The 19,181-nt window shown below is 63.3% G+C and carries 21 protein-coding genes; 7 read left to right on the forward strand and 14 right to left on the reverse strand.

Annotation, left to right across the window (positions count from 1 at the left end):
• Nucleotides 1-27 precede the first annotated feature (27 nt).
• The 5 genes from fabI to ACNJYB_RS40010 all read right to left on the reverse strand — a co-directional run bounded on the left by fabI (nucleotide 28) and on the right by ACNJYB_RS40010 (nucleotide 5,019).
• A complete protein-coding gene (fabI, locus tag ACNJYB_RS39990; RefSeq protein ID WP_439372047.1) occupies nucleotides 28-807 on the reverse strand; it encodes an enoyl-ACP reductase FabI in 780 nt (259 codons plus the stop codon).
• A gap of 14 nt (nucleotides 808-821) precedes the next feature.
• Nucleotides 822-2,246 carry a bifunctional enoyl-CoA hydratase/phosphate acetyltransferase gene (locus tag ACNJYB_RS39995; RefSeq protein ID WP_439372049.1) on the reverse strand — a complete coding sequence of 475 codons (1,425 nt, stop codon included), beginning with the start codon at nucleotides 2,244-2,246 and terminating at the stop codon, nucleotides 822-824.
• 24 nt (nucleotides 2,247-2,270) lie between these two features.
• A complete protein-coding gene (locus ACNJYB_RS40000; RefSeq protein WP_439372051.1) occupies nucleotides 2,271-4,187 on the reverse strand; it encodes a PHA/PHB synthase family protein in 1,917 nt (638 codons plus the stop codon).
• A 246-nt stretch (nucleotides 4,188-4,433) separates the two neighbouring features.
• The gene (locus ACNJYB_RS40005) at nucleotides 4,434-4,649 is read right to left on the reverse strand and encodes a hypothetical protein (protein WP_439372053.1); all 216 of its coding nucleotides are present in this window, start codon (nucleotides 4,647-4,649) and stop codon (nucleotides 4,434-4,436) included.
• A 79-nt stretch (nucleotides 4,650-4,728) separates the two neighbouring features.
• Entirely contained in the window at nucleotides 4,729-5,019 is a 291-nt protein-coding gene (locus ACNJYB_RS40010) for a phasin family protein (protein ID WP_439372054.1), read from the reverse strand.
• Nucleotides 5,020-5,279: 260 nt separating this feature from the next.
• Between ACNJYB_RS40010 and ACNJYB_RS40015 the strand changes: the two genes are divergently transcribed.
• Nucleotides 5,280-5,903, forward strand: a complete 624-nt coding sequence (locus ACNJYB_RS40015; protein WP_439372055.1) for a hypothetical protein — start codon at nucleotides 5,280-5,282, stop codon at nucleotides 5,901-5,903.
• Nucleotides 5,904-6,165: 262 nt separating this feature from the next.
• Here the strand turns inward: ACNJYB_RS40015 and ACNJYB_RS40020 are convergent, their stop codons facing one another.
• The 3 genes from ACNJYB_RS40020 to adhP all read right to left on the reverse strand — a co-directional run bounded on the left by ACNJYB_RS40020 (nucleotide 6,166) and on the right by adhP (nucleotide 8,570).
• On the reverse strand, nucleotides 6,166-6,822 hold the full coding sequence (locus ACNJYB_RS40020; protein WP_439375762.1) for a 3-oxoacid CoA-transferase subunit B: 657 nt from the start codon (nucleotides 6,820-6,822) through the stop codon (nucleotides 6,166-6,168).
• Nucleotides 6,822-7,478, reverse strand: coding sequence for a CoA transferase subunit A (locus ACNJYB_RS40025; RefSeq protein WP_439372057.1), 657 nt, complete (start codon nucleotides 7,476-7,478; stop codon nucleotides 6,822-6,824). The genes ACNJYB_RS40020 and ACNJYB_RS40025 overlap by 1 nt, the downstream gene beginning before the upstream one ends.
• 63 nt (nucleotides 7,479-7,541) lie before the next feature.
• Complete coding sequence (adhP, locus tag ACNJYB_RS40030; RefSeq protein ID WP_439372058.1) at nucleotides 7,542-8,570, reverse strand: alcohol dehydrogenase AdhP; 1,029 nt, start codon at nucleotides 8,568-8,570, stop codon at nucleotides 7,542-7,544.
• Nucleotides 8,571-9,065: 495 nt separating this feature from the next.
• Between adhP and ACNJYB_RS40035 the strand changes: the two genes are divergently transcribed.
• The 4 genes from ACNJYB_RS40035 (at nucleotide 9,066) to ACNJYB_RS40050 (ending at nucleotide 12,915) form a co-directional block, all read left to right on the forward strand.
• Nucleotides 9,066-9,926 (forward strand): tyrosine-type recombinase/integrase, encoded by an 861-nt coding sequence (locus ACNJYB_RS40035; protein ID WP_439368084.1) that lies wholly within the window; start codon nucleotides 9,066-9,068, stop codon nucleotides 9,924-9,926.
• A 6-nt stretch (nucleotides 9,927-9,932) separates the two neighbouring features.
• A complete protein-coding gene (locus tag ACNJYB_RS40040; RefSeq protein WP_439375460.1) occupies nucleotides 9,933-11,114 on the forward strand; it encodes an IS91 family transposase in 1,182 nt (393 codons plus the stop codon).
• A gap of 370 nt (nucleotides 11,115-11,484) precedes the next feature.
• A complete protein-coding gene (dinB, locus tag ACNJYB_RS40045; RefSeq protein ID WP_439372059.1) occupies nucleotides 11,485-12,585 on the forward strand; it encodes a DNA polymerase IV in 1,101 nt (366 codons plus the stop codon).
• 171 nt (nucleotides 12,586-12,756) lie between these two features.
• Nucleotides 12,757-12,915 (forward strand): hypothetical protein, encoded by a 159-nt coding sequence (locus tag ACNJYB_RS40050; RefSeq protein ID WP_439372060.1) that lies wholly within the window; start codon nucleotides 12,757-12,759, stop codon nucleotides 12,913-12,915.
• Nucleotides 12,916-12,973: 58 nt separating this feature from the next.
• On the opposite strand, the gene ACNJYB_RS40055 is transcribed toward ACNJYB_RS40050, so the two are convergent.
• Nucleotides 12,974-13,267 carry a hypothetical protein gene (locus ACNJYB_RS40055; RefSeq protein ID WP_439372061.1) on the reverse strand — a complete coding sequence of 98 codons (294 nt, stop codon included), beginning with the start codon at nucleotides 13,265-13,267 and terminating at the stop codon, nucleotides 12,974-12,976.
• A gap of 296 nt (nucleotides 13,268-13,563) precedes the next feature.
• Nucleotides 13,564-14,253: a DNA-3-methyladenine glycosylase I gene (locus tag ACNJYB_RS40060; RefSeq protein ID WP_439375763.1), complete on the reverse strand. Its 690-nt coding sequence runs from the start codon at nucleotides 14,251-14,253 to the stop codon at nucleotides 13,564-13,566.
• A 209-nt stretch (nucleotides 14,254-14,462) separates the two neighbouring features.
• On the opposite strand from ACNJYB_RS40060, the gene ACNJYB_RS40065 reads away from it, so the two are divergent.
• Nucleotides 14,463-15,290, forward strand: coding sequence for a metallophosphoesterase family protein (locus tag ACNJYB_RS40065; protein ID WP_439372063.1), 828 nt, complete (start codon nucleotides 14,463-14,465; stop codon nucleotides 15,288-15,290).
• Here ACNJYB_RS40065 and ACNJYB_RS40070 read toward each other — a convergent pair.
• From ACNJYB_RS40070 to ACNJYB_RS40085, 4 genes are all read right to left on the reverse strand, one after another.
• Nucleotides 15,229-15,714: a Crp/Fnr family transcriptional regulator gene (locus ACNJYB_RS40070; RefSeq protein ID WP_439372065.1), complete on the reverse strand. Its 486-nt coding sequence runs from the start codon at nucleotides 15,712-15,714 to the stop codon at nucleotides 15,229-15,231. The genes ACNJYB_RS40065 and ACNJYB_RS40070 overlap by 62 nt on opposite strands.
• Nucleotides 15,715-15,898: 184 nt before the next feature.
• A complete protein-coding gene (locus tag ACNJYB_RS40075; protein WP_439372066.1) occupies nucleotides 15,899-16,639 on the reverse strand; it encodes a di-trans,poly-cis-decaprenylcistransferase in 741 nt (246 codons plus the stop codon).
• A 29-nt stretch (nucleotides 16,640-16,668) separates the two neighbouring features.
• The gene (locus tag ACNJYB_RS40080) at nucleotides 16,669-17,043 is read right to left on the reverse strand and encodes a winged helix-turn-helix domain-containing protein (RefSeq protein WP_027542101.1); all 375 of its coding nucleotides are present in this window, start codon (nucleotides 17,041-17,043) and stop codon (nucleotides 16,669-16,671) included.
• Complete coding sequence (locus tag ACNJYB_RS40085; protein WP_439372068.1) at nucleotides 17,030-17,647, reverse strand: hypothetical protein; 618 nt, start codon at nucleotides 17,645-17,647, stop codon at nucleotides 17,030-17,032. The genes ACNJYB_RS40080 and ACNJYB_RS40085 overlap by 14 nt, the downstream gene beginning before the upstream one ends.
• Nucleotides 17,648-17,844: 197 nt before the next feature.
• Here ACNJYB_RS40085 and ACNJYB_RS40090 point away from each other — a divergent pair, with 197 nt between their 5' ends.
• Nucleotides 17,845-19,092 carry a S1C family serine protease gene (locus ACNJYB_RS40090; RefSeq protein WP_439372070.1) on the forward strand — a complete coding sequence of 416 codons (1,248 nt, stop codon included), beginning with the start codon at nucleotides 17,845-17,847 and terminating at the stop codon, nucleotides 19,090-19,092.
• Nucleotides 19,093-19,181: the final 89 nt, after the last annotated feature.

Below are 19,181 nucleotides of genomic sequence, written 5' to 3' on the forward strand. Positions count from 1 at the left end.
TCGCGCGGCTCGACACTGCGTGCGCAGCTATCCGACGATATGGTAGCCGCCATCGACGTAGATAACCTCCCCGGTCATCAGCCTCGCATAGTCGGTGGCGAGAAATGCCGTGGTCGCGCCGACGTCGTCGACGGACACTAGGTCTCGCGCAGGCGCGCGTTGCGCGGCACGTTCCAGCAATTCGTCGAAGTGCGCGATCCCGGATGCTGCGCGTGTCTTGATGGGTCCGGGCGAGATGGCATGCACGCGGATCCGCTTCGGTCCGAGCTCGTTGGCGAGGTAGCGCACCGAACTCTCGAGCGCCGCTTTCACCGGCCCCATCACGTTATAGTTGTCGATCACCTTCTCTGCGCCATAATAGGTCATGGTGAGGATCGTGCCTCCGTCACGCATCAACGGAGCCGCAAGATGCGCCATGCGGATGAAGGAGTAGCAGGACACATTCATGGCCTGCAGAAAGCCTTCGCGGGAGCAGTTCGACAGCGGACTGTGGAGATCCTGCTTCGGGGCCGAGGCGATCGAATGGAGCGCAAAATCGAGCTTTCCCCAAGTCTGCTCGACGGCCTGAAACACGCTCTCCAGCTGGCCCGGTCCGGTGACGTCGCAGGGCAGGAAGATCGGAGCCTGGAGCGCCCTTGCGAGCGGCTCGACGAATGGCTTTGCCTTCTCGACCGAATAGGTGATTGCAAGATCGGCGCCCAGCCCGCGAAAAGCCTGAGCACAGCCAAACGCGATCGAATGCTCATTGGCGATGCCGAGAACGATGCCCTTCTTGCCGGCGAGCGGACGCGCGGAAAACTCGACCATGTCTGCCTCCTGTATCAAGCCATCGAAGCCGCTGCCGACGCGGGCAGGCTGGATCGGCGCCAAGCATCCGCGACAAGGACGGCCACCGCGGCGGACGCCAGACGCGTCCGCAGTTTGTCGGCCGGGCTGGTCATCATGATGGGAACGCGCGCTCCGAGGACGATTCCCGCGCCGTCGGCACCGGACATGAACGTGAGCTGCTTGACGAGCATGTTTCCGGATTCGATGTCCGGGACCAGCAGGATGTTCGCCCTGCCCGCAATGCGAGATGTGATCTGCGCCTGCCGGGCGGCCTCCGTGCTGACGGCGCTGTCGAACGCAAGGGGGCCGTCGACCAGACCACCCGAGATCTGACCGCGCTGAGCCATCTTGGCCAGAGCCGCAGCTTCCAGAGTCGAGGGGATCTTCTTCGTGATGTGCTCGATCGCCGACAGGATCGCGACCCTCGGCTCCTCGAAGCGTAGCACATTCGCAAGTTCGATCGCGTTTTGGCAGATGTCGCGTTTCTCGATCAGGCTCGGCGAGATGTTGATGGCCGCATCGGTCACGATGAGAGGCGTCGCATAATTCGGCACGTCCATGACAAAGGCGTGGCTCATTCGCCGTTCGGTCCGCAGACCCGTGCCTGCCGCCACGACCGCATGCATCAATTCGTCGGCGCGCAGGCTGCCCTTCATCACCGCCTCCACCTTGCTCGCGCGCGCCAATTCGACGCCGGCGGCGGCCGCAGCCGCGGCATGCCCGACATCGACGATTTCGCACCCAGCGAGGTCGATCTTCTCCGCCTCGGCGAGCGACCGGATCGTTCGCTCCGGTCCGACGAGGATGGGCGTGATGAGCCGCCCCTCCCCAGCGCACACGGCGCCCTCCAGCGAACTCCGGTCACAGGGATAGACGACGGCGGTCCGAACCGGCTCCAGGCCGGCGCAGTGCGCGAACAGTTCATCGTATCGGTCGTGACGCCTGATCTGGACTTCCGGAAGCGGGACGGCCGGCCGACGGATCTTATCCGTCGGGGCGATGACCTGGGCGGTGCCCGTAATCACCTCGTCCTGGTTCTGATTCACGCAGCGGCAGTCGAAAACGACGATGTGCTTTTCGGGGCGCTTCTCCCTGGCGGTCACGGTGACGGTGATGGTGTCGCCGAGGCCGACCGGCTTACGGAAGCGCAGATCCTGCGCAAGGTAGATCGTGCCTGCGCCGGGAAGACGCGTGCCCAGCACCGCGGAAATCAGCGCTCCGCCCCACATGCCATGGGCGATGACGCGGTGAAAGGTGCTGGTTTCCGCATAGGGCTGATCCAGATGCGCCGGATTGACGTCACCGGACATCACCGCGAACAGGGCGATGTCGTCCTTGGACAGCGTCCGCGTCAGAGCTGCGCTTTCGCCGATGGCGATTTCGTCGAAGGTCCGGTTCTCAATGACGTCGGCCTGCATGAGGCTCTCCACGGGATTGGCGGGTCAGGACTGACGCACATAAAGGCCCGGAGCATCGCCGCGTACCGGATATCCGTTGTCCGGCGCTCCGACCGGCGGCGGCGCGGTTCGCCCGCTTGAGTGGCGCGCCAGCCAGCGATGCCACTCCGGCCACCAGGAGCCCTTGAGCACGGGGGTCTCCCTGCGCCAAGTGTCGGGATCGACATAGCGGTCGTTCGGCTGGTGGACGTGGAACTGATAGGTGCGCCCTGGATGCCCGGGTTCGCTGACGATGCCAGCATTGTGGCCGCCGCTGGTCAACACGAAGGCGAGCTCGCCCGGCAGTGCCAGATGCGTCTTGAACACCGAGCGCCAAGGCGCGACATGGTCGGCCGCGGTGCCCACCGCGAAAGTGGGGATTCGAATGTCCGCGATGGAGATTGGGCGGCCCTCGACGCAATACCGGCCTTCCGCTAGGTCGTTGTTGAGGAACAGCTGACGCAGATATTCCGAATGCATGCGGTAGGGCAGCCGCGTCGTATCCGCATTCCAGGCCATCAGGTCGTTGATCGGCTGCCGGCCGCCCATCAGGTATTCGCGAATGACCCGCGACCAGACGAGATCATTGGAGCGGATGATGTTGAAGGCGCCGGCCATCTCGTAGGGGTCGAGATACCCGCGGTCCCACATCAAGTTCTCGAGGTAGGAGATCTGGCTCTCGTTGATGAAGAGCATGAGTTCGCCCGCCTCGGTGAAGTCGGCCTGGGCGGCAAACAGCGTCATCGACGCCAGACGTTCGTCGAGGTCGCGTCCCATCGTCGCCGCGGCGATCGTCAGCATTGTGCCGCCGAGGCAATAGCCGGCAGCATGCACCTTGCGTCCGGGAGCTATCGCGGCGATCGCGTCCAGCGCCGCCATCACCCCGAGCTTCCGGTAATCATCCATGCCCAGGTCGCGATCATCGGGACCCGGGTTCTTCCAGGAGATCATGAAGACCGTATGCCTCTGGTCGACCAGGTACTTGACCAGCGAATTCTGCGGCGAAAGATCGAGAATGTAGTACTTCATAATCCACGCGGGCACGATCAGAACGGGCTCGGCGTGCACCTGTTCGGTCGACGGCGCATACTGGATCAGCTCCATCAGCCGGTTCTGCAGCACCACCTTGCCCGGCGTGATTGCGACGTTTTGCCCCACTATGAACTGATCGGCCCCGCTTGGTGCCTGGCCCGTGATCGTCCTCTCGCAGTCCTCGACGAGGTTCTGCAGCCCCTTAAGGAGATTGCGCCCGCCTTGCTCAATAGTGACCTGCGCGATCTCCGGATTGGTCAGGATGAAATTGGATGGCGATGCGATGTCGAGGGCCTGCCTGACCGTGAATGACAGACTTCGCTCATTGCGCCGCGAGACGCCCTCAATCCCGGTGGTCGCATCGTTCCACCATTGCTGGTTCAGCAGAAACGCCTGGTAGATCAGGTTGAACGGCCAGCGTTGCCACGCCTCCGCCGCGAAGCGGCGATCAGTCGGCCTCGGCTCGACGCACGGTGGGGTGCCGGGCTTTACCGCGCTCTCACCTGCATAAAGACCCAATCGCGCAGCGTTGCGCAGCGCGTCTTCCGCGAGCTGGAGCCGCTTTCCCGGCGAAATCGCCAGATGCACCATCCAGTCGAAGGTCTGCTCCGCCAGCACTGCGGGGCTCAGCCCAAAGGTGAGCCGCGCGAGTTGTGCCTTGAAAGCCCGGTCCAGGCTGAGCGCACCCTGGCCGCTGGCGAGCGACCATGGGGGCTTCGCCGGCGAGATCCTGGTTCTCCCGGCTGCCGCGGGCAATTGTACGGGCTGCGCAGTGGCGGCGTTGCGGACCTCGGCCGCGGGGGTCGCCGCTGCTCGCGGACGACCGACCACCGGCATTGCCGTGGCCTCATGGGCCTCGGCTATCGGCACCACTCTTTCGGTCATATCCATCGCAATGCCCTCGCTTGGGTGCATGACACCTGAGATCGTGAACTAGCGCGCCATGATCTTCTCCGCCTCTGGCACACGCTTGACCGGTCATTCGGCCGCGATCTCCGCGTGGCACGCGGCCTCGAAGCTCAGCTTTCCGGTCTCCGCAATCGCATGATCTTCAGTGGTTGATGGCCGCTGATCGATTTTCCGGGAGGTCCCTTCGCCGCTGCATGAGCCTCCGGTTTTGCGCACCAGGACCGCAGCTCATCTTGGGGCCATCGGCACTTCCTCGCCCTCCTCTTTGGCCAGCAGCCGAAGCATCTCGAGCCCGAATTCGCCTTCCTGAGGCGATTTGATGTACTTTATTTCTCCTAAGAGCCGAAGAGCATCCGCCAGCGCAAGCGCCTGCCGTGCGCTCTTCGCATCCGCCGCCGACAGGGCGCGCGTCGCTCTGCTTTCAAACACGATCGTATAAAGCATGCTCCTCCCCCTCAAGCCGGGCGGGCCGCGCCGCCCCTCCGTAGGAGTCCACCTCCTTCAGTGCGCAGCAGACGCATGCTCACTCCGCCGAGGGCGTTCGCAGATGCTCGAACGCCTTGACGACGTCGCCGACCGAGCGCGACCAGGATTGCTGCGCAAACTCAAAATGGCACTTGATCGCCTCGGCCGCGTCATCGCACTCGGCGAGCTTCTTCAAATAGTCAGCCTGCTCCTGAAGGCGGGAGGCAGTGAATCCCCAGACCTCCTTCGATATCGCGCCGTAGGCGATCTTTGCGCTGCCGTTGAACGGCTTTAGCCATTCGGGAGGCGAGAACGAAAAGGTGGGTACCGCCGATGCATCATTTGGCATTGGATGCCCTCCGCATTGAAGATGGCCAAAAGTAGCGCAGCTTGGCCTCGTGCTTGTTGATTAAGGTCAATGCTGATTCAGCTTGAACTGCGCAGAATGTGAATTCATGCGCGATTGTGCTGAGTTGATCCGGTTCGGCGGCTCCGGGGCCGACGACGGTAAGCGCAGTGGACCTACGCATGAAGTCCGCGAGGACGCGAGAGGCCGCCTCACAGTCCACCCGGCTGCCACCCGCGTTCCAGTGCAAGGGACGGTGCAATGTGAGCAGGACGCTCAGTCGCCAGCGCGGCCTGATCGACAATGTGATACCGCTGAAGCGGTATTTCATGCTGGTTGGCGGAGGGTTGCTCGCGCTGCTCTTTGCCCTCGACGCGCTTGCCCCGCGCCAAGCGGCCGTCGAGCGCGGGGGTTCCGCGGCACCGCGTCCCAAGATTCGGATCTACTCCGAGCTGAAGGCACCGGGAGCCATCATCATCGACACCGGCCAGCCCGTGATGCTGCCCGCGCCGCCATCACAGACGGTCGCGAACCCCCTCGGGGCGCTGGCGTCGCAGGAGGGGCACAATGCTGCTCTCGACGGTCCTGCATCCATCGCAAAGGATCCAGGTGACGTGCGCAAGGTAGAGACAAAGCTAAAGCCACCCGGCAGATCGACCCGCCTTCGGAACAGGCGACCACAGCCCGCCTATGCACAGCGACCGTATGCGCGCGGATTCGACTGGTCGTGGACGAACTTCGGCCTGCAGAACGCCCGCAGCCGCGACAGCTTCGCCCAATGGAGGCCGCCGCCCCAGAGGCAAGCCGCCGGAATGCGCGAAGTCAGCTGGGCCCGACCCGCGCCGACACGACCTTCACAGCCCGGCTGGATCGACCACCGCTGGTGAGACTATTGATCCCGGTCTCGTCGCCTCTCAGCCGCGGAGTTTGGCGCGACAGATTTGGGTGAACTCGCGCATTGTATCCGAGCTCTGGGCCATCTTGGGCCGTTTCTTCAAATCGAACTGCTGACGTCTCCACAATTCGCTGCATCACCTGCTCGGCCGCCTCCACCGTTCGCGCGGACGCAAACAGCCGCAGCTTGCCGGCGTCAATCCGGCGCTGAAAAACGCGCCAGTGACTGTCTCTAACGGTGAGCGCCGCAAGGACTCAACTGAGGATGGGCATTTCCGGCACCACCTCTGGGATAATCAGCCGGGCCAAAGTCGATTTTCGGATCGTCTCGACATCGACGCCGTTGGCACGCTCGCGCAAGCAAAGCCCTGAATCGGTCGGTTCGATAACCGCAAGCTCGGTGACGATCAAAGTGACGGGCCGCATTGCGGTTATAGGTAAGTTGCATTCGGGGACGATTTTCGAGATGCCGTTCGCCGTGTGCTGCATTGCTACAATTACGCGCTGTGCCCCGGACACAAGATCCATTGCCCCACCCATCCCAGGCACCATCTTGCCTGGCACCATCCAGTTGGCGAGGTAGCCGCGCTGGTCGACTTGCAGGCCTCCCAGTACCGTCACGTCGAGATGACCGCCTCGGATCAGCCCGAACGAGAGTGTGCTGTCCACCGTGGCCGCGCCAGGCACGGCCATGACAAATCCTCCGCCGGCATCGATGAGATCTTCATCCTCCATACCTTCCGGAGGACGCGCGCCCATGCCGACAATCCCGTTCTCAGACTGGAACAGGATACCCGAGCCGAACGGTACATAGCGCGCAACCCCGGTCGGAAGACCGATGCCGAGATTGACAAGATTGCCGTCGTGCAACTCAAGCGCAACCCGGCGTTGGATCACTTCCTGGGGAGTCATCATGTGGCAATTCTTTCGATGAGCAGGTCGACGACGACACCGGGGGTGGCGACAGCATCGGGCGCGATCACGCCCACCGGGACGATCTCGCGCGGCTCGCAGATCACCGTGCCGGCCGCCAGAGCCATCACGGGATTGAAATTCGTCGCGGTGAGCTGATAGGCGAGGTTGCCTCCGTGATCGGCTCGGTCGGCATGGATCAGCGCAAAATCGGCTCGAAGCGGCGAGGCATAAAGCCACTGCTGGCCGTCGATTTCTATGACGCGCTGCCCTTGAGCGGCCAAGGTTCCGAGCCCCGTCTTTGTCAGAACACCACCCAGCCCGAAACCGCCGGCCCGGATGCGCTCGGCGAGCGTCCCCTGGGGAACCAGCTCAACTTCGATCTCGTGGCTGAGCATGCCCTTCTGGGTCAGCGGGTTGAGACCGATGTGTGATGCGATGACACGTCGGACGAGCCCGGCGGCAATCATCTTTCCGATGCCAACGCCGGGACGTGCGGTGTCATTCGCGATCACGGTGAGATTTCGTTTGGCGGCCGCGACAAGGGCATCAATGAGCCGGTGCGGCGAACCGACACCCATGAAGCCCCCGATCATGAGCGTTGCGCCGTCGGGGATCATTGCGGCGGCATTGTTTGGAGAGATGGATTTTTTCATCGGAGCTTACTCCGCACGGACATCATCGTTCGTCCTCCCCTTCACGCGAAACAGTTGCCCTCCTCAGCCGAAATCCAACACGATCCGCCCATCAATTTGTCCGGATTTCATACGGTCGAAGACCGCGTTGATTTCGCTAAGCGGCGCGGTTGCGAATTCGGCTCGCACCTTACCGTCGGCAGCGAACGCGATCGCCTCGTCGAGGTCGCGCCGGTTGCCGACGATCGAGCCACGCACGGTGACACGCCTGAGAACAACGTCAAAAATGGGGGTGGGGAATTCGCCCGGCGGTAGGCCGACCAGACTGACTGTGCCTTTTCGCCTTACCATTCGCAAGGCCTGGGCAAAGGCAGGCGGCGACACCGCAGTGACCAGCACACCATGCGCACCCCCTCCGGTCGCTGCCAAGACGTCGTCCAAAGCTTCCTTCGCAAGAGCATTGATGGCGTAAGTGGCTCCGCTTTTGCGCGCCAACTCGAGCTTGCTTTCCGCGATGTCGACGCCGATGACCTTCAGCCCCATCGCCAGAGCATATTGGATGGCGATGTGACCAAGCCCACCCACGCCAAAAATCACGACCCACTCGCCGGGTCTGGCCTCGGTCTCCTTCAATCCCTTGTATGTGGTGACGCCCGCGCACAGGATTGGCGCGATGGCCGCAAAGTTCACCTTTGGCGGCAAACGCGCGACGAACGCGGCCGACGCGATAACGTATTCGGCAAAGCCGCCGTTAACGCTGTAGCCAGTGTTGTGCTGGTGCTCGCACAATGTCTCCCAGCCGACCTCGCAATATTCGCAGCGCATACAGGCATCATGAAGCCAGGCAACGCCGACCGGGTCGCCAACCTTGAGAGTGTCGACCGCCGGGCCGAGCATGGCCACGGTTCCGGCGACCTCGTGCCCTGGAATAAACGGAGGCACCGGCTTGACCGGCCAGTCTCCGGAAGCCGCGTGCAGATCGGTATGGCAAACTCCGCAAGCCCTTACCTTCACCAGGACCTCTCCCGGCCCGGGCGCAGGAATCGGAACGTCCTCGATTGCAAGCGGCTTGCCGAAACTCCGCACCACGGCAGCTTTCATCGTGCCTTGCATCGACTTGCTCCCTCGTCGTGCCAAAGCTAAGCGAAAATATTCTGATCCAAATTGACCGAGATCAAACTGGGGGCGCCAAGGACCGCGCCGGCACATTCGCCCAGGTCCACACCAATTGATGTGAATCAACTAATATCAACTCGGGGGATATGCTTCTCAGAAATGGAGCACGCCCATAATGGCAAATGAAAACACGCCCATGAAGTAGCTTCGACGATCATTTGATACCTGAGAAGTCCCACATTTTGGCGATTGCAGCACGGCGAGGCTGAACGCCTCAATTCAAACGTCAGATGACCGCATTGAGCACGCCGGCAAACGCCACCACGGCGACCACGAACCACGACAACGGAAGCATCCATCACCTCGCGCTTGGTGTTGCGCGATTGAACGAAGCCGCTGGCGCGGCATGTAGGGAGGCATAGCAAGGATTGCCTCCTGTCTGAGAGGATTGCGGGTTTTCGAAGCCCAACCCTTTAGACAGGAGGTTTTCCGATGGCTGAGATCAGCCCACTTCGCCGCCGCATGATCGAGGACATGACGGTCCGCAATCTGTCACCGGCGACGCAGCAATCCTACCTCAACGCCGTAGCGAAGTTGAGCCGATATTTCGGTCGTTCTCCTGACCGCCTCGACCTGGAGGATATCCGTGCTTTCCAGGTTCATCTGGTTGCGACGGGGATGTCCTGGCCGGCGCTGAACCAGATCGTCTGCGCACTGCGGTTTTTCTACGGTGTGACGCTGGGTCATGACACCGTTCCGGAGCGCATCGCCTATGCGCGTAAACCGCGCAAACTGCCGGTGGTGCTGAGCGCCGACGAGGTCGTGCGCTTCCTGGAAGCAATCCCAAGCCTCAAGAGCCGTACCGCGCTGACCACCGTCTATGCCGCAGGCTTGCGCGTATCGGAAGTGGTCCTCTTGAAGGTTGTCGACATTGATAGCCAGCGGATGTTGATCCGGGTCGAGCACGGCAAGGGCGGCAAGGACCGTTACGTTATGCTCTCGCCGCAGCTTTTGAGGATTCTGCGGACGTATTGGCGGCTCACTCGGCCCAAACGATGGCTATTTCCCGGCCGCGACGACGAGCGTCCGCTCGTCCCTAACGTGCTGCACGCCGCCTGCCGTTCAGCCTGTACGGCGGCCGGCTTGAGCAAGTCGGTGACAGTGCATACGCTGCGGCACACATTCGCGACCCATCTCCTGGAGAACGGGGCCGACGTGCGCATCATCCAGGTGCTGCTCGGCCATGCCAGTCTGCAGAGCACGGCGCGCTATACCCAAGTCGCCACAAAGACCATCAGCAATACGCCAAGTCCGCTTGACCGGCTCCGCCTGGAGGTCGTGCCGCCCGGCTGAGCGGACCTGATGACTCCAGTTCTGGAAGTGGCGGATATCTTCCGCCGCCACGGCGAAGCGTTTCGGCAAGCTCGTGCCGGACATCTGGGTCGCGTCGAGCGGCGCGTCATGGGCGCGATCACGGCATGCCGGACGGCTGTGCTTGGCGGCCACATCGAGCAATGCGACGACTGCGGTGCCACCCGGATCGCCTACAACTCCTGTCGCAATCGGCATTGCCCGAAGTGCCAAGGCTCGGCGCGCGCGCAATGGCTTGCCGAGCGACAATCCGAACTCCTTCCCGTGCCATACTTCCACGTCGTCTTCACCTTGCCGGCGCCGGCCAGAGAGATTGCTTTCCAGAACAAGGCGGTGGTCTATGCCATTCTGTTCCGCTGCGCGGCCGAGACGCTCACCACCATCGCGGCCGACCCCAAGCATCTCGGCGCTCAGCTCGGTCTGACCGCCGTCCTCCATACTTGGGGTCAAACCCTGCAACACCATCCGCATATCCACTGCGTCGTGCCTGGTGGTGGACCTTCACTCGACGGCACACACTGGGTCGCTTGCCGGCCCGGCTTCTTCCTGCCGGTGCGCGTCCTCTCCAGGCTGTTCCGCCGCCTGTTTCTGCAAGAGCTGCAAGCTGCCTTCGCGGCTGGCCAGTTGGGCTTCTTTGGCGATCTCGCCCGTCTCGCCGATCCCGCCGCATTCGCCGAGCGCCTCGCTCAACTTCGATGGACCGACTGGGTCGTCTATGCCAAGCCGCCATTCGGTGGGCCCGAACAGGTGCTGGCTTATCTCGGCCGCTATACGCATCGCGTCGCCATCGCCAACAGTAGGCTGATCTCGCTTGCCGACGGCAAGGTGAGCTTTGCCTGGAAGGACTATCGGCAGAATCGTAAAACCAAAGTGATGACGCTTAAGGCCGATGAGTTCATTCGTCGCTTTCTCCTGCACACCCTGCCGGACAGCTTCCACCGCATCCGCCACTATGGTTTCCTCGCCAATGGCGGACGCAACGATAAAATCGCTTTCTGCCGTCAACTCCTTGCTGTCCGCAACGCTCCGACTGATCAAGAAGCCGGCGCCGATCCCCTCACCAAATGCGAGATCCCCGTCTGCCCGCATTGTGGCGGCACCATGCGGCGCGTCGATATCGTCCCGCGAGCCTGCGCGCGCGACCAGCCGTTTCATTGTGATACGTCATGACCAGCGTCTGTACCATCCACCCCTTCCGTAATCACCTTCTTGGTGGCAACGTCCGAAGTCGCCGTGGCCGCGCTCGTCACCGAACACCCCGCCAATCGTTCGGTAGCGCATCCCAGCGCTGCAAATCGCTCGCTGGATCGCGCCCTTGGCCCGATCAATCGGGCCCCTCACATCCGATGAATGACTCGCGGACGCGCGGCGACCACAGGCGAGCGTTCCCCGCAGCCGCACCCGCTGCACTATTCCCATAGCGCCCACAACTCCGCAGCTTCGTTCAATCCGGCTTCTATGAGGTCGCACGCACCACAGAGCGCGCGGCTCGCGCCTGCCACGCGACCTCACAGAACCCTCAAGATTGTATCATCAGCACATGAGCGATTCCGACACGGTGACGGGCGAGCCCTCGCCCGTGCGCAAGATCATCCATATCGACATGGATGCTTTCTATGCGTCGGTCGAGCAGCGCGACCATCCGGAACTGCGCGGCAAGCCGGTCGCGGTCGGAGGCTCCGCCGAACGCGGCGTCGTTGCGGCGGCCAGCTATGAGGCGCGCAAGTTCGGTGTTCGCTCGGCGATGCCGTCGGTGACGGCGAAGCGGCAATGCCCCGACCTGATCTTCGTCAAGCCGCGGTTCGAGGTCTACAAGGCGATCTCGAGGCAGATCCGCGAGATCTTTGCCGAGCACACGCCGATCATCGAGCCGCTGTCGCTCGACGAGGCCTATCTCGACGTGACCGAGAACCTGCAAGGCATCCCGCTGGCGCGGGACGTCGCACGGCGGATCCGCGAGAAGATCAAATCCGAGACGGGCCTCAACGCCTCGGCCGGCATCTCCTACAACAAGTTTCTGGCCAAGCTTGCCTCCGATCATCGCAAGCCCAACGGCCAGTTCGTGATCTCGCCGGAGATGGGGCCGGCCTTCGTCGAGACGCTGCCCGTCGGCAAGTTCCACGGCATCGGCCCCGCGACGGCTGCGAAGATGAATGCGCTCGGCCTGTTCACCGGCCTCGACATCCGCAACCAGTCGCTGGAGTTCATGAACGCGAATTTCGGCAAGGCGGGTGCGTACTACTACTGGATTTCGCGTGGCGTCGACGAGCGGCCGGTCCGGGCCAACCGGATCCGGAAGTCGATCGGCGCAGAGACTACGTTCCAGGCCGATCTCGACGCATTCGATGCGCTGGTCGCCGAGCTCAAGCCTCTCGTCGACAAGGTCTGGCGCCATTGCGAGACGACCGGCAACCGCGGCCGCACCGTCACCCTGAAGATCAAGTTCGCCGATTTCGAGATCATCACGCGGAGCAGGTCCGTCGCCACGGCGGTTGCAGGCCGGGACGAGCTGGAGCGGCTGGCCTGCGGCCTGCTCGAAATCGAAATGCCCCTGCCCAAGCGCGTCAGGCTGCTGGGCGTGTCGCTATCCTCCCTCCAGGACGGGAACGATGCGGAGCCGCAGCTTACTCTGGGCATCTGAGCCAGGCCAGCCCTCGGCAAACGCGACGTCTTAATCCGCGACGCGGCGAACGAGCTGTCGTGGAGACACGGGATATGCCTTATTGCTTGATGCTCGGATGCTTGCCTTATTGATACGCCTGGGACTGCGCTTCGAAGTCCGGATCCTTATAGTCTGCACCGCGCATCGGAAATGGTGCGGAGCTTCAGGCGGGTCGCCGTCAACCAGACCGAGGAGGACCGGCGCACCTTCAAGCGCAGTGAGTGGCTGTCGGAGTTGATGTCCACGCTCGGACCGCTGCTGTCGCACCATGCGCTGACGGTCGATGTGCAGTGCCCGGTCGAGGCGTGACGGTGACGGGATGTTCGGGCCCGTAACCTGCGAAGGCACCGGCCCTCAAGCGGATCGCTCAGTGCTTCACCTGCTCGAACACCACGATCACGCCGGTCGGCTCGGGCTCGTGCGCCATCAGGCGCGTCAGGTCCGAATCGCTCCAGTCGGCAAGACTGACGACTTCGCCGCTCTGGCTTTCTGCTCCAAGTGACGGGGTCGGCTCGAGCACCTTGAGCCCCATTTCGTCGACGAAGAAGGTATGCTCGCCGAACATGCTGTTGAGCTGAGGCATGGCGGGATGTTCGTCGGGCAGCACCTGGGCGCCGAGTTGATGAACGGTCTGCTTCACCTGTTCGGATGTGAGCTTCATGCGCTGCTCCGTTGCTGTCCTGTCCGCGTTCATGGGCTTGGGCAAAGCGGAGTTCCCTGCGCCTGTGCCGCCTGGCTCAGACTTCCGAACAGGTGCTGCGCACAAATGTTCCTGTGAAATGCATTTCGTGATCATGCGGTTCATCTGCCGCCTGGGCGGCACGAGATCGCCACATGATGCACACGATCTGGCGGCGGACGGTGCTACTCGGCGGCTTCGACGATCCGAATGTCGCGATCGGCGCCATCGCCGAGCAAATCGTGCGCGGCCTGATCGGCCGGGCTTGCATAGGCCGCCTATTGCTCGCTGCGGTTCTCGCCGACCGAGAGCGCGCAAATGCGCGACAGATACGTGTAGGGCAGGCCGGTCTCCTCGGCCCAGGCGTTGAACTGCGCCTGCACCTTCGCGAGATCGCTCTTCGATTTCACCTCCTCGGCAATGTCGAGACCGGCATCGCGCAGGCACGCGACGACATCCTTGGAGGTGACGAAACCGTCCCAGCCGACGAAGCGCAGCAGCATCTGACCGGTGTTGCCGCCCAGCCGGCTGCCGCGCTTGGTGAGGAGATCGAGCAGGCCGACCTCGTTCGACGGCGGCCATTTCGCCAGAAACTTGCCGAAGCTGCCGTGCTCCTTGGCGATCTCCTGCACGAAGGCGGCATTGTCGCGCACCGACATGATCTTGGCGCCGTTGCGCACGATCCGCGTATCGCGCAGCAGGCCTTCCCAATAATCCTCGGGCTGGAAGCTGAGCTTGGCCGGCTGGAAATGCAGGAAAGCCTCTTCAAAGCCCTCCCATTTCGAATCGATCACGCTCCAGGCAAAGCCGGCGCAAAACACCCGCCTGGTCATCTCGGCGAGGATGCGGTCGTCACCGAGCCTCGCCAGACGCTTCAGGTCGGGCTTGTCCGGCATCAGCTTGTCCAGCGCCTTGGGCCCGCCCTTGCGCTTCTCAGCGCGGGCACGAATGGTCTTGAAGGAGGTCATGTGGACAAAGGTCTTGAGGGCAGGCCACGACACCAGAATTTGGCGATCCGGTCCAGCCCTCGCGTGCCCGCCCCCTTGACTCTGCGACGCGTCGCAGCATGCTGTCGCTCGTTGGATTGACGTGACGGAGCGGCCGGGCTGGTCTGCTTCTTGCTTTATGTCGTTTTGGAATTCCCTGACATTTCTGATCTCTCGCCGACGGATTTTCCATGCGCTGCCTGGTCGTGGCCGACCTGCATTACTCGCTGCCGCAGCTCGACTGGCTGGCCAGCGCGGCGCCCCAATTCGACCTCGTGATCTTCGCCGGCGATGCGCTCGACATCGGCTCGATGGTGGATTTTCGCGCGCAGATCCTGGTGGTGAAGAAATACCTCGCGCTGCTCGCCGCAAAGACCCGCGTGATCCTCTGCTCCGGTAATCACGACCTCGACGAGCGCAATGCGGAGGGCGAAAAGATCTCGCGCTGGATCTCGGAGGTGCGCGAGCTTGGCATTGCATGCGACGGCGACAGCCTCAGCATCGGCGACATCCTGTTCACGGTGTGTCCGTGGTGGGACGGGCCCCAGGTCAAGCAACGTCTCGTCGAGCAGCTGCGCGATGCCGCCGCCAGCCGGCCACGGCGCTGGATCTGGGTGCATCATGCGCCGCCGGCGGATTCACCGACGAGTTGGGGCGGCAAGCGCTTCTTCGGCGACGTCGAGCTGGTGCAGTGGATCGTGCAGTACCAGCCGTCGATGGTGATCTCGGGCCATGTGCATCAATCGCCCTTCATCACCGATGGATCGTGGTTCGACCGGGTGGGCCAGACCTGGGTGTTCAATACCGGCCTGCAGCCCGGCCGTCCCCCGACCTACATCGTGCTGGATCTCGATGCTGACAAGGCATTCTGGCTGGCGGCCGGCCAAGCGCAGTGGATCGATCTTGCCGCGCCGCTGAAGCGGCCCGCAGCTCCCATCGAGGCGCCGCCCGATTGGCTCACATTCTTGGATCAGATTGCCGATCCGAGCCTGGCGAGACCTCAAGCGGCGGCAGGTTGATCATGCTCTGGAGCACCTCGCCGACCATGGCCAGATGCGTGCCGTGGTCGGCATATTGCCGCTTGAGATCGGCAAGATAGGTGTTGGCGACGTTGAGCCGCTGCGCCAGCATCCTTGCGATCAGCAAAGCGATGCCCGGCTCCTGTTTGAGGAACGAGGCGGCATCCTCGAACTCGTAGATGACCGACTCGGAGCAGGCCCGCACCGTCGCCGTATGCGGCAGGCCGAGCAGCACGGACATTTCACCCAGCACCGCCCCGGGCTCGGTGACGGTGGCGACCACCGTGTCGCCCTTGAGCACCTCGAGCTTGCCTTGCATCAGGACGTAGAGATGGCCGCTCGCGCCACCCTCGGTGACGACGAGCGTGCCGGCTGCAACCTGTCGTTCCGTTCCGCCGGTGCAATAATCCAGGACTGCGCGCATCTTGCGAAAGCTCCCATCGCTGGGGACACCCCGCCCGATACTAGAGCACGATCCGTGCGACCCGGCAAATCAACGCGAGAGCGACTGGCGCGGGAGGCGCTTGGCGAGGCCGCCCGCCAGTAGCTCGGACATCGCTGCCAATCATACGGCCGAAAACGAACGGCGCGTTTCCCTGTGCCGCACGTCACACACGCGAGAGCGCAGGCACCTCTTCGGGCAAAATGGCCTGCAGGCCGCCAAAGCGGCGCTCGCGGTTGTGGAAGGCGGAAAGCGCCTCGGCGAGATCGCTCGCCTCGAATTCGGGCCACATCCGCTCGGTGAAGTGCAGCTCGGCATAGGCGCCCTCCCAGAGCAGGAAGTCGGACAGCCGCTTCTCGCCCGAAGTGCGGATGATGAGATCGACGTCGCGCAAGCCGGCCTCGCCGGTGACGAGTTGCGAGAACGCTTCGCGGGTGAGGCTGGTCAGCGCTGCCGCCTTGACCGCCGCGTTGAGGATGGCATCACGCGCGGAATAATCGACGGCGATGCGCAGATGCAGTGTGCCGCCGCGGGCGGTCGCCTCTTCGGCGCGCGCGATCGCATTGGCGATGCCGTCAGGCAGCCGGTCGCGACGGCCGATCACGGTGAGGCGCACGCCGTTCCTCACGAGGCTCTGCACCTCGTTGGCGAGATAGAAGCGCAGCAAGGCCATCAACGCAGCGACCTCGGCCTTTGGTCGCCGCCAATTGTCGGTGGAGAACGCATAGAGCGTCAGCGTGCCGACGCCCTGCTTGGGCGCCGCCTCGACAATGCGGCGGATGGTCTCGACGCCCGCCTCGTGGCCGCGCACGCGCGACAGGCCGCGCCGCGTGGCCCATCGTCCGTTGCCATCCATGATGATGCCGACATGAAGCTTCTCGTTACGGGACGTGATTTCACTTTGCATTGCAAAGTCTCCGGTCAAAAAGGGGAGGATCAGGTCGAGACGATACCGAGGCGGCCGAGCGGCGGCGCCTCGCGGCCGGCGGCCTTGGCCGCGTCGCGCACCAGGCGTTCGAGCACGGCGAGATAATCGAGGAAGCGGCGACGGCCGGCCTTGGTCAGGCGGCAGGTGGTGTGCGGACGATTGCCCTCATAGCCCTTGGTCACCTCGACGAGGCCGGCCTCCTGGAGCACGGCGAGATGCCGGCTGAGATTGCCGTCGGTCAGGCCGCAGAGCTGCTTGAGGTCAGCGAACGCCAGGCCCTTCGGGTGGGCCATCAGCGAGGTCAGGAGCCCAAGCCTCGCCTTCTCGTGGATCACGCGATCGAGCCCCTCGTAGGAAAAGGGCGCGCTGTCAGTCTTCGACATCGTTGTCTCCGGACGCGAAATACAGGATGCCCGCCAGCACCGACTGCCCGATCACGAAGGGCAGCCCCATGGTCCATGGCGACAGCGTATGGGTTCGGCTCGCGAGCACCACGACCGCGAAGCCGGACACGAAATACCAGGCCCCCGCGAGCGCGACGCTGCGCGGCAGCGAACGGACCGAGGCGAAGATGCCAAGCGACACCAGGATCTGCCACAGGCCAGGCAGCAGCCACAGCGTCTCGCTCGCGAACTTCCACATCACCGCCGCGAGCAGCACGCCGGCAACGCCGGCGGGCAGGAACTGCTCGACCGCTTGGTGGATCATGGCATCGGCAAGTCCGGAATGATGGCGACGCGAGCGCGCCCGCATCTCGATCCCGATGATCAGGCCGGACAGCAAGGCGGCGATGAGCCAGCCGAAGAAGAAGCCGACCGGCTCACTGGTCGGATCGCCCAGCAGCCAGGCTTGCAGGATCGCCGTGACCAGCGCGACGGCGCCGGTTGCCGCCATCGTCGCCGGGCCATAGCCGCGGAAGGCCGTGCCGGCCGCGATCTGGCTGCGGATCGCCACGATGTCAGCCAGTGCCTTGTCGAGATCCCGCATCGGCAACGCCAAAACCTCGCTCGCCCAGATTTTCCGAGGTGAACGCCCTTACTTTTGTAATGCAAAGTATATAGGATCGCAAAGTCATGGCAAGCCCCAAAGGCACGACCGGCGAACTCGACGGTGCAAACAACTGCTGGTTGCGCGGCAGCGGTCCCCGCAGATAAGATGCACGCGAAACCGTTTCGGGGGCTGGCATGTGGCTTAAGTCGTTGATCGTTGCGTCCGTGTTGCAGGTGGGTGTGGTCGTCGGCGCCAATGCGGCAGGGCCTTTCGGCTCCGTCAATGTCGGCAACTGGATCGGCGGCGCCTTCAGCAACGACGAGACCGGCGCGTTCTCGCATTGTGCGGCGACGACGCCCTACGCCAACGGCGTCATTCTCGTTGTGGGCTACAATGCCGCCGGCACATGGTCGCTGGCCTTTGCGAGTCCCAGCTACCGCTTCAAGCAGGGCGAGAGCGCCGCGATCGACGTCGTCTTCGACGGCCAGGAGCAGGCAAGGTTGTTTGCCACCGCCAATCAGCCGAACATGCTCACGGCCGTCATGCCCGCCAATGTCGTGCGAACGTTTCAGAAGTCCAGCCTGATGGTCGCGACGAGCGGCCGCACCGTCCTGAATTTCGACCTGACCTCGACCGGCTCCGTGATCGCGGCGCTTTCCAATTGCGTCACCAGGGTGAAAGCCGACGGGCTCAACAAGGCCGGCGATTTCACCAAGGGCGCGGCCAAGCGGGCAGCGGTAGCGGAGAAGCAGGCGCCTCCGTCAGCCAGCGGCAAGCCTGTCAGGGCCAAGAGCGGCACGGGCTTCGTTGTGAGCGCGAACGGCCACATCGTCACCAACAACCATGTGATCGACGGCTGCGTCGGCGACATCAAGGGCAACCTCACCGGCGAGGCTTCGATGGTGCTGCGCGTCGTGTCGAGCGACGCGAACAACGATCTCGCTCTGTTGCAGGCGCCGTCGACCACGACATTCAAGGACTTTGCGCGGATTCGCGACCGCTCAATCCGTTCCGGCGACGCCGTCACCGCAATCGGCTTTCCCTTCCATGGCCTTCTAAGCTCGGATTTCACCGTGACTACCGGCATCGTCAGCTCGCTCAGCGGCATGCGCAACGATTCGCGTTTCCTGCAAATCAGTGCACCCATACAGCCCGGCAATAGCGGTGGGCCGCTGTTCGACACCACTGGTCAGATCGTGGGCGTGGTCACCGGAAAGATCCCGGCATTGCGTATCGCCGCTGCGACCGGCAACATTCCTGAGAACATCAACTTCGCCATCAAGACCGGCGTGCTGCGCGACTTCCTCGACAACTCCGTGGTGCCCTATCAGACCGCGGAGCCCAAGAGCGAACTCAAGACCACCGACATCGCCGGCAACGCCCGGCCGTATACGATGCTGATCTCGTGCAACGGCACGGAGCAAGCGGATGCGAAGCGGTAGCTATCGGGGAAAGGCACACCGTCACATCACCTCCGGCCGTCATTCCCCGCGAAGGCGGGGAATCCAGTGCGCCGCGGCCTCTCGATTCG

Source organism: Bradyrhizobium sp. SMVTL-02, assembly GCF_051853005.1.
In the GTDB taxonomy this organism is placed as follows: domain Bacteria; phylum Pseudomonadota; class Alphaproteobacteria; order Rhizobiales; family Xanthobacteraceae; genus Bradyrhizobium.

What these genes read in the sequence shown, in the direction of transcription:
- fabI (WP_439372047.1), bottom strand. Translation starts at nt 807, where the DNA reads ATGGTCGAGTTTTCCGCGCGTCCGCTCGCCGGCAAGAAGGGCATCGTT.
- ACNJYB_RS39995 (WP_439372049.1), bottom strand. Translation starts at nt 2,246, where the DNA reads ATGCAGGCCGACGTCATTGAGAACCGGACCTTCGACGAAATCGCCATC.
- ACNJYB_RS40000 (WP_439372051.1), bottom strand. Translation starts at nt 4,187, where the DNA reads ATGGATATGACCGAAAGAGTGGTGCCGATAGCCGAGGCCCATGAGGCC.
- ACNJYB_RS40005 (WP_439372053.1), bottom strand. Translation starts at nt 4,649, where the DNA reads ATGCTTTATACGATCGTGTTTGAAAGCAGAGCGACGCGCGCCCTGTCG.
- ACNJYB_RS40010 (WP_439372054.1), bottom strand. Translation starts at nt 5,019, where the DNA reads ATGCCAAATGATGCATCGGCGGTACCCACCTTTTCGTTCTCGCCTCCC.
- ACNJYB_RS40020 (WP_439375762.1), bottom strand. Translation starts at nt 6,822, where the DNA reads ATGACTCCCCAGGAAGTGATCCAACGCCGGGTTGCGCTTGAGTTGCAC.
- ACNJYB_RS40025 (WP_439372057.1), bottom strand. Translation starts at nt 7,478, where the DNA reads ATGAAAAAATCCATCTCTCCAAACAATGCCGCCGCAATGATCCCCGAC.
- adhP (WP_439372058.1), bottom strand. Translation starts at nt 8,570, where the DNA reads ATGCAAGGCACGATGAAAGCTGCCGTGGTGCGGAGTTTCGGCAAGCCG.
- ACNJYB_RS40035 (WP_439368084.1), top strand. Translation starts at nt 9,066, where the DNA reads ATGGCTGAGATCAGCCCACTTCGCCGCCGCATGATCGAGGACATGACG.
- dinB (WP_439372059.1), top strand. Translation starts at nt 11,485, where the DNA reads ATGAGCGATTCCGACACGGTGACGGGCGAGCCCTCGCCCGTGCGCAAG.
- ACNJYB_RS40050 (WP_439372060.1), top strand. Translation starts at nt 12,757, where the DNA reads ATGGTGCGGAGCTTCAGGCGGGTCGCCGTCAACCAGACCGAGGAGGAC.
- ACNJYB_RS40055 (WP_439372061.1), bottom strand. Translation starts at nt 13,267, where the DNA reads ATGAAGCTCACATCCGAACAGGTGAAGCAGACCGTTCATCAACTCGGC.
- ACNJYB_RS40060 (WP_439375763.1), bottom strand. Translation starts at nt 14,253, where the DNA reads ATGACCTCCTTCAAGACCATTCGTGCCCGCGCTGAGAAGCGCAAGGGC.
- ACNJYB_RS40065 (WP_439372063.1), top strand. Translation starts at nt 14,463, where the DNA reads ATGCGCTGCCTGGTCGTGGCCGACCTGCATTACTCGCTGCCGCAGCTC.
- ACNJYB_RS40070 (WP_439372065.1), bottom strand. Translation starts at nt 15,714, where the DNA reads ATGCGCGCAGTCCTGGATTATTGCACCGGCGGAACGGAACGACAGGTT.
- ACNJYB_RS40075 (WP_439372066.1), bottom strand. Translation starts at nt 16,639, where the DNA reads ATGCAAAGTGAAATCACGTCCCGTAACGAGAAGCTTCATGTCGGCATC.
- ACNJYB_RS40080 (WP_027542101.1), bottom strand. Translation starts at nt 17,043, where the DNA reads ATGTCGAAGACTGACAGCGCGCCCTTTTCCTACGAGGGGCTCGATCGC.
- ACNJYB_RS40085 (WP_439372068.1), bottom strand. Translation starts at nt 17,647, where the DNA reads ATGCGGGATCTCGACAAGGCACTGGCTGACATCGTGGCGATCCGCAGC.
- ACNJYB_RS40090 (WP_439372070.1), top strand. Translation starts at nt 17,845, where the DNA reads ATGTGGCTTAAGTCGTTGATCGTTGCGTCCGTGTTGCAGGTGGGTGTG.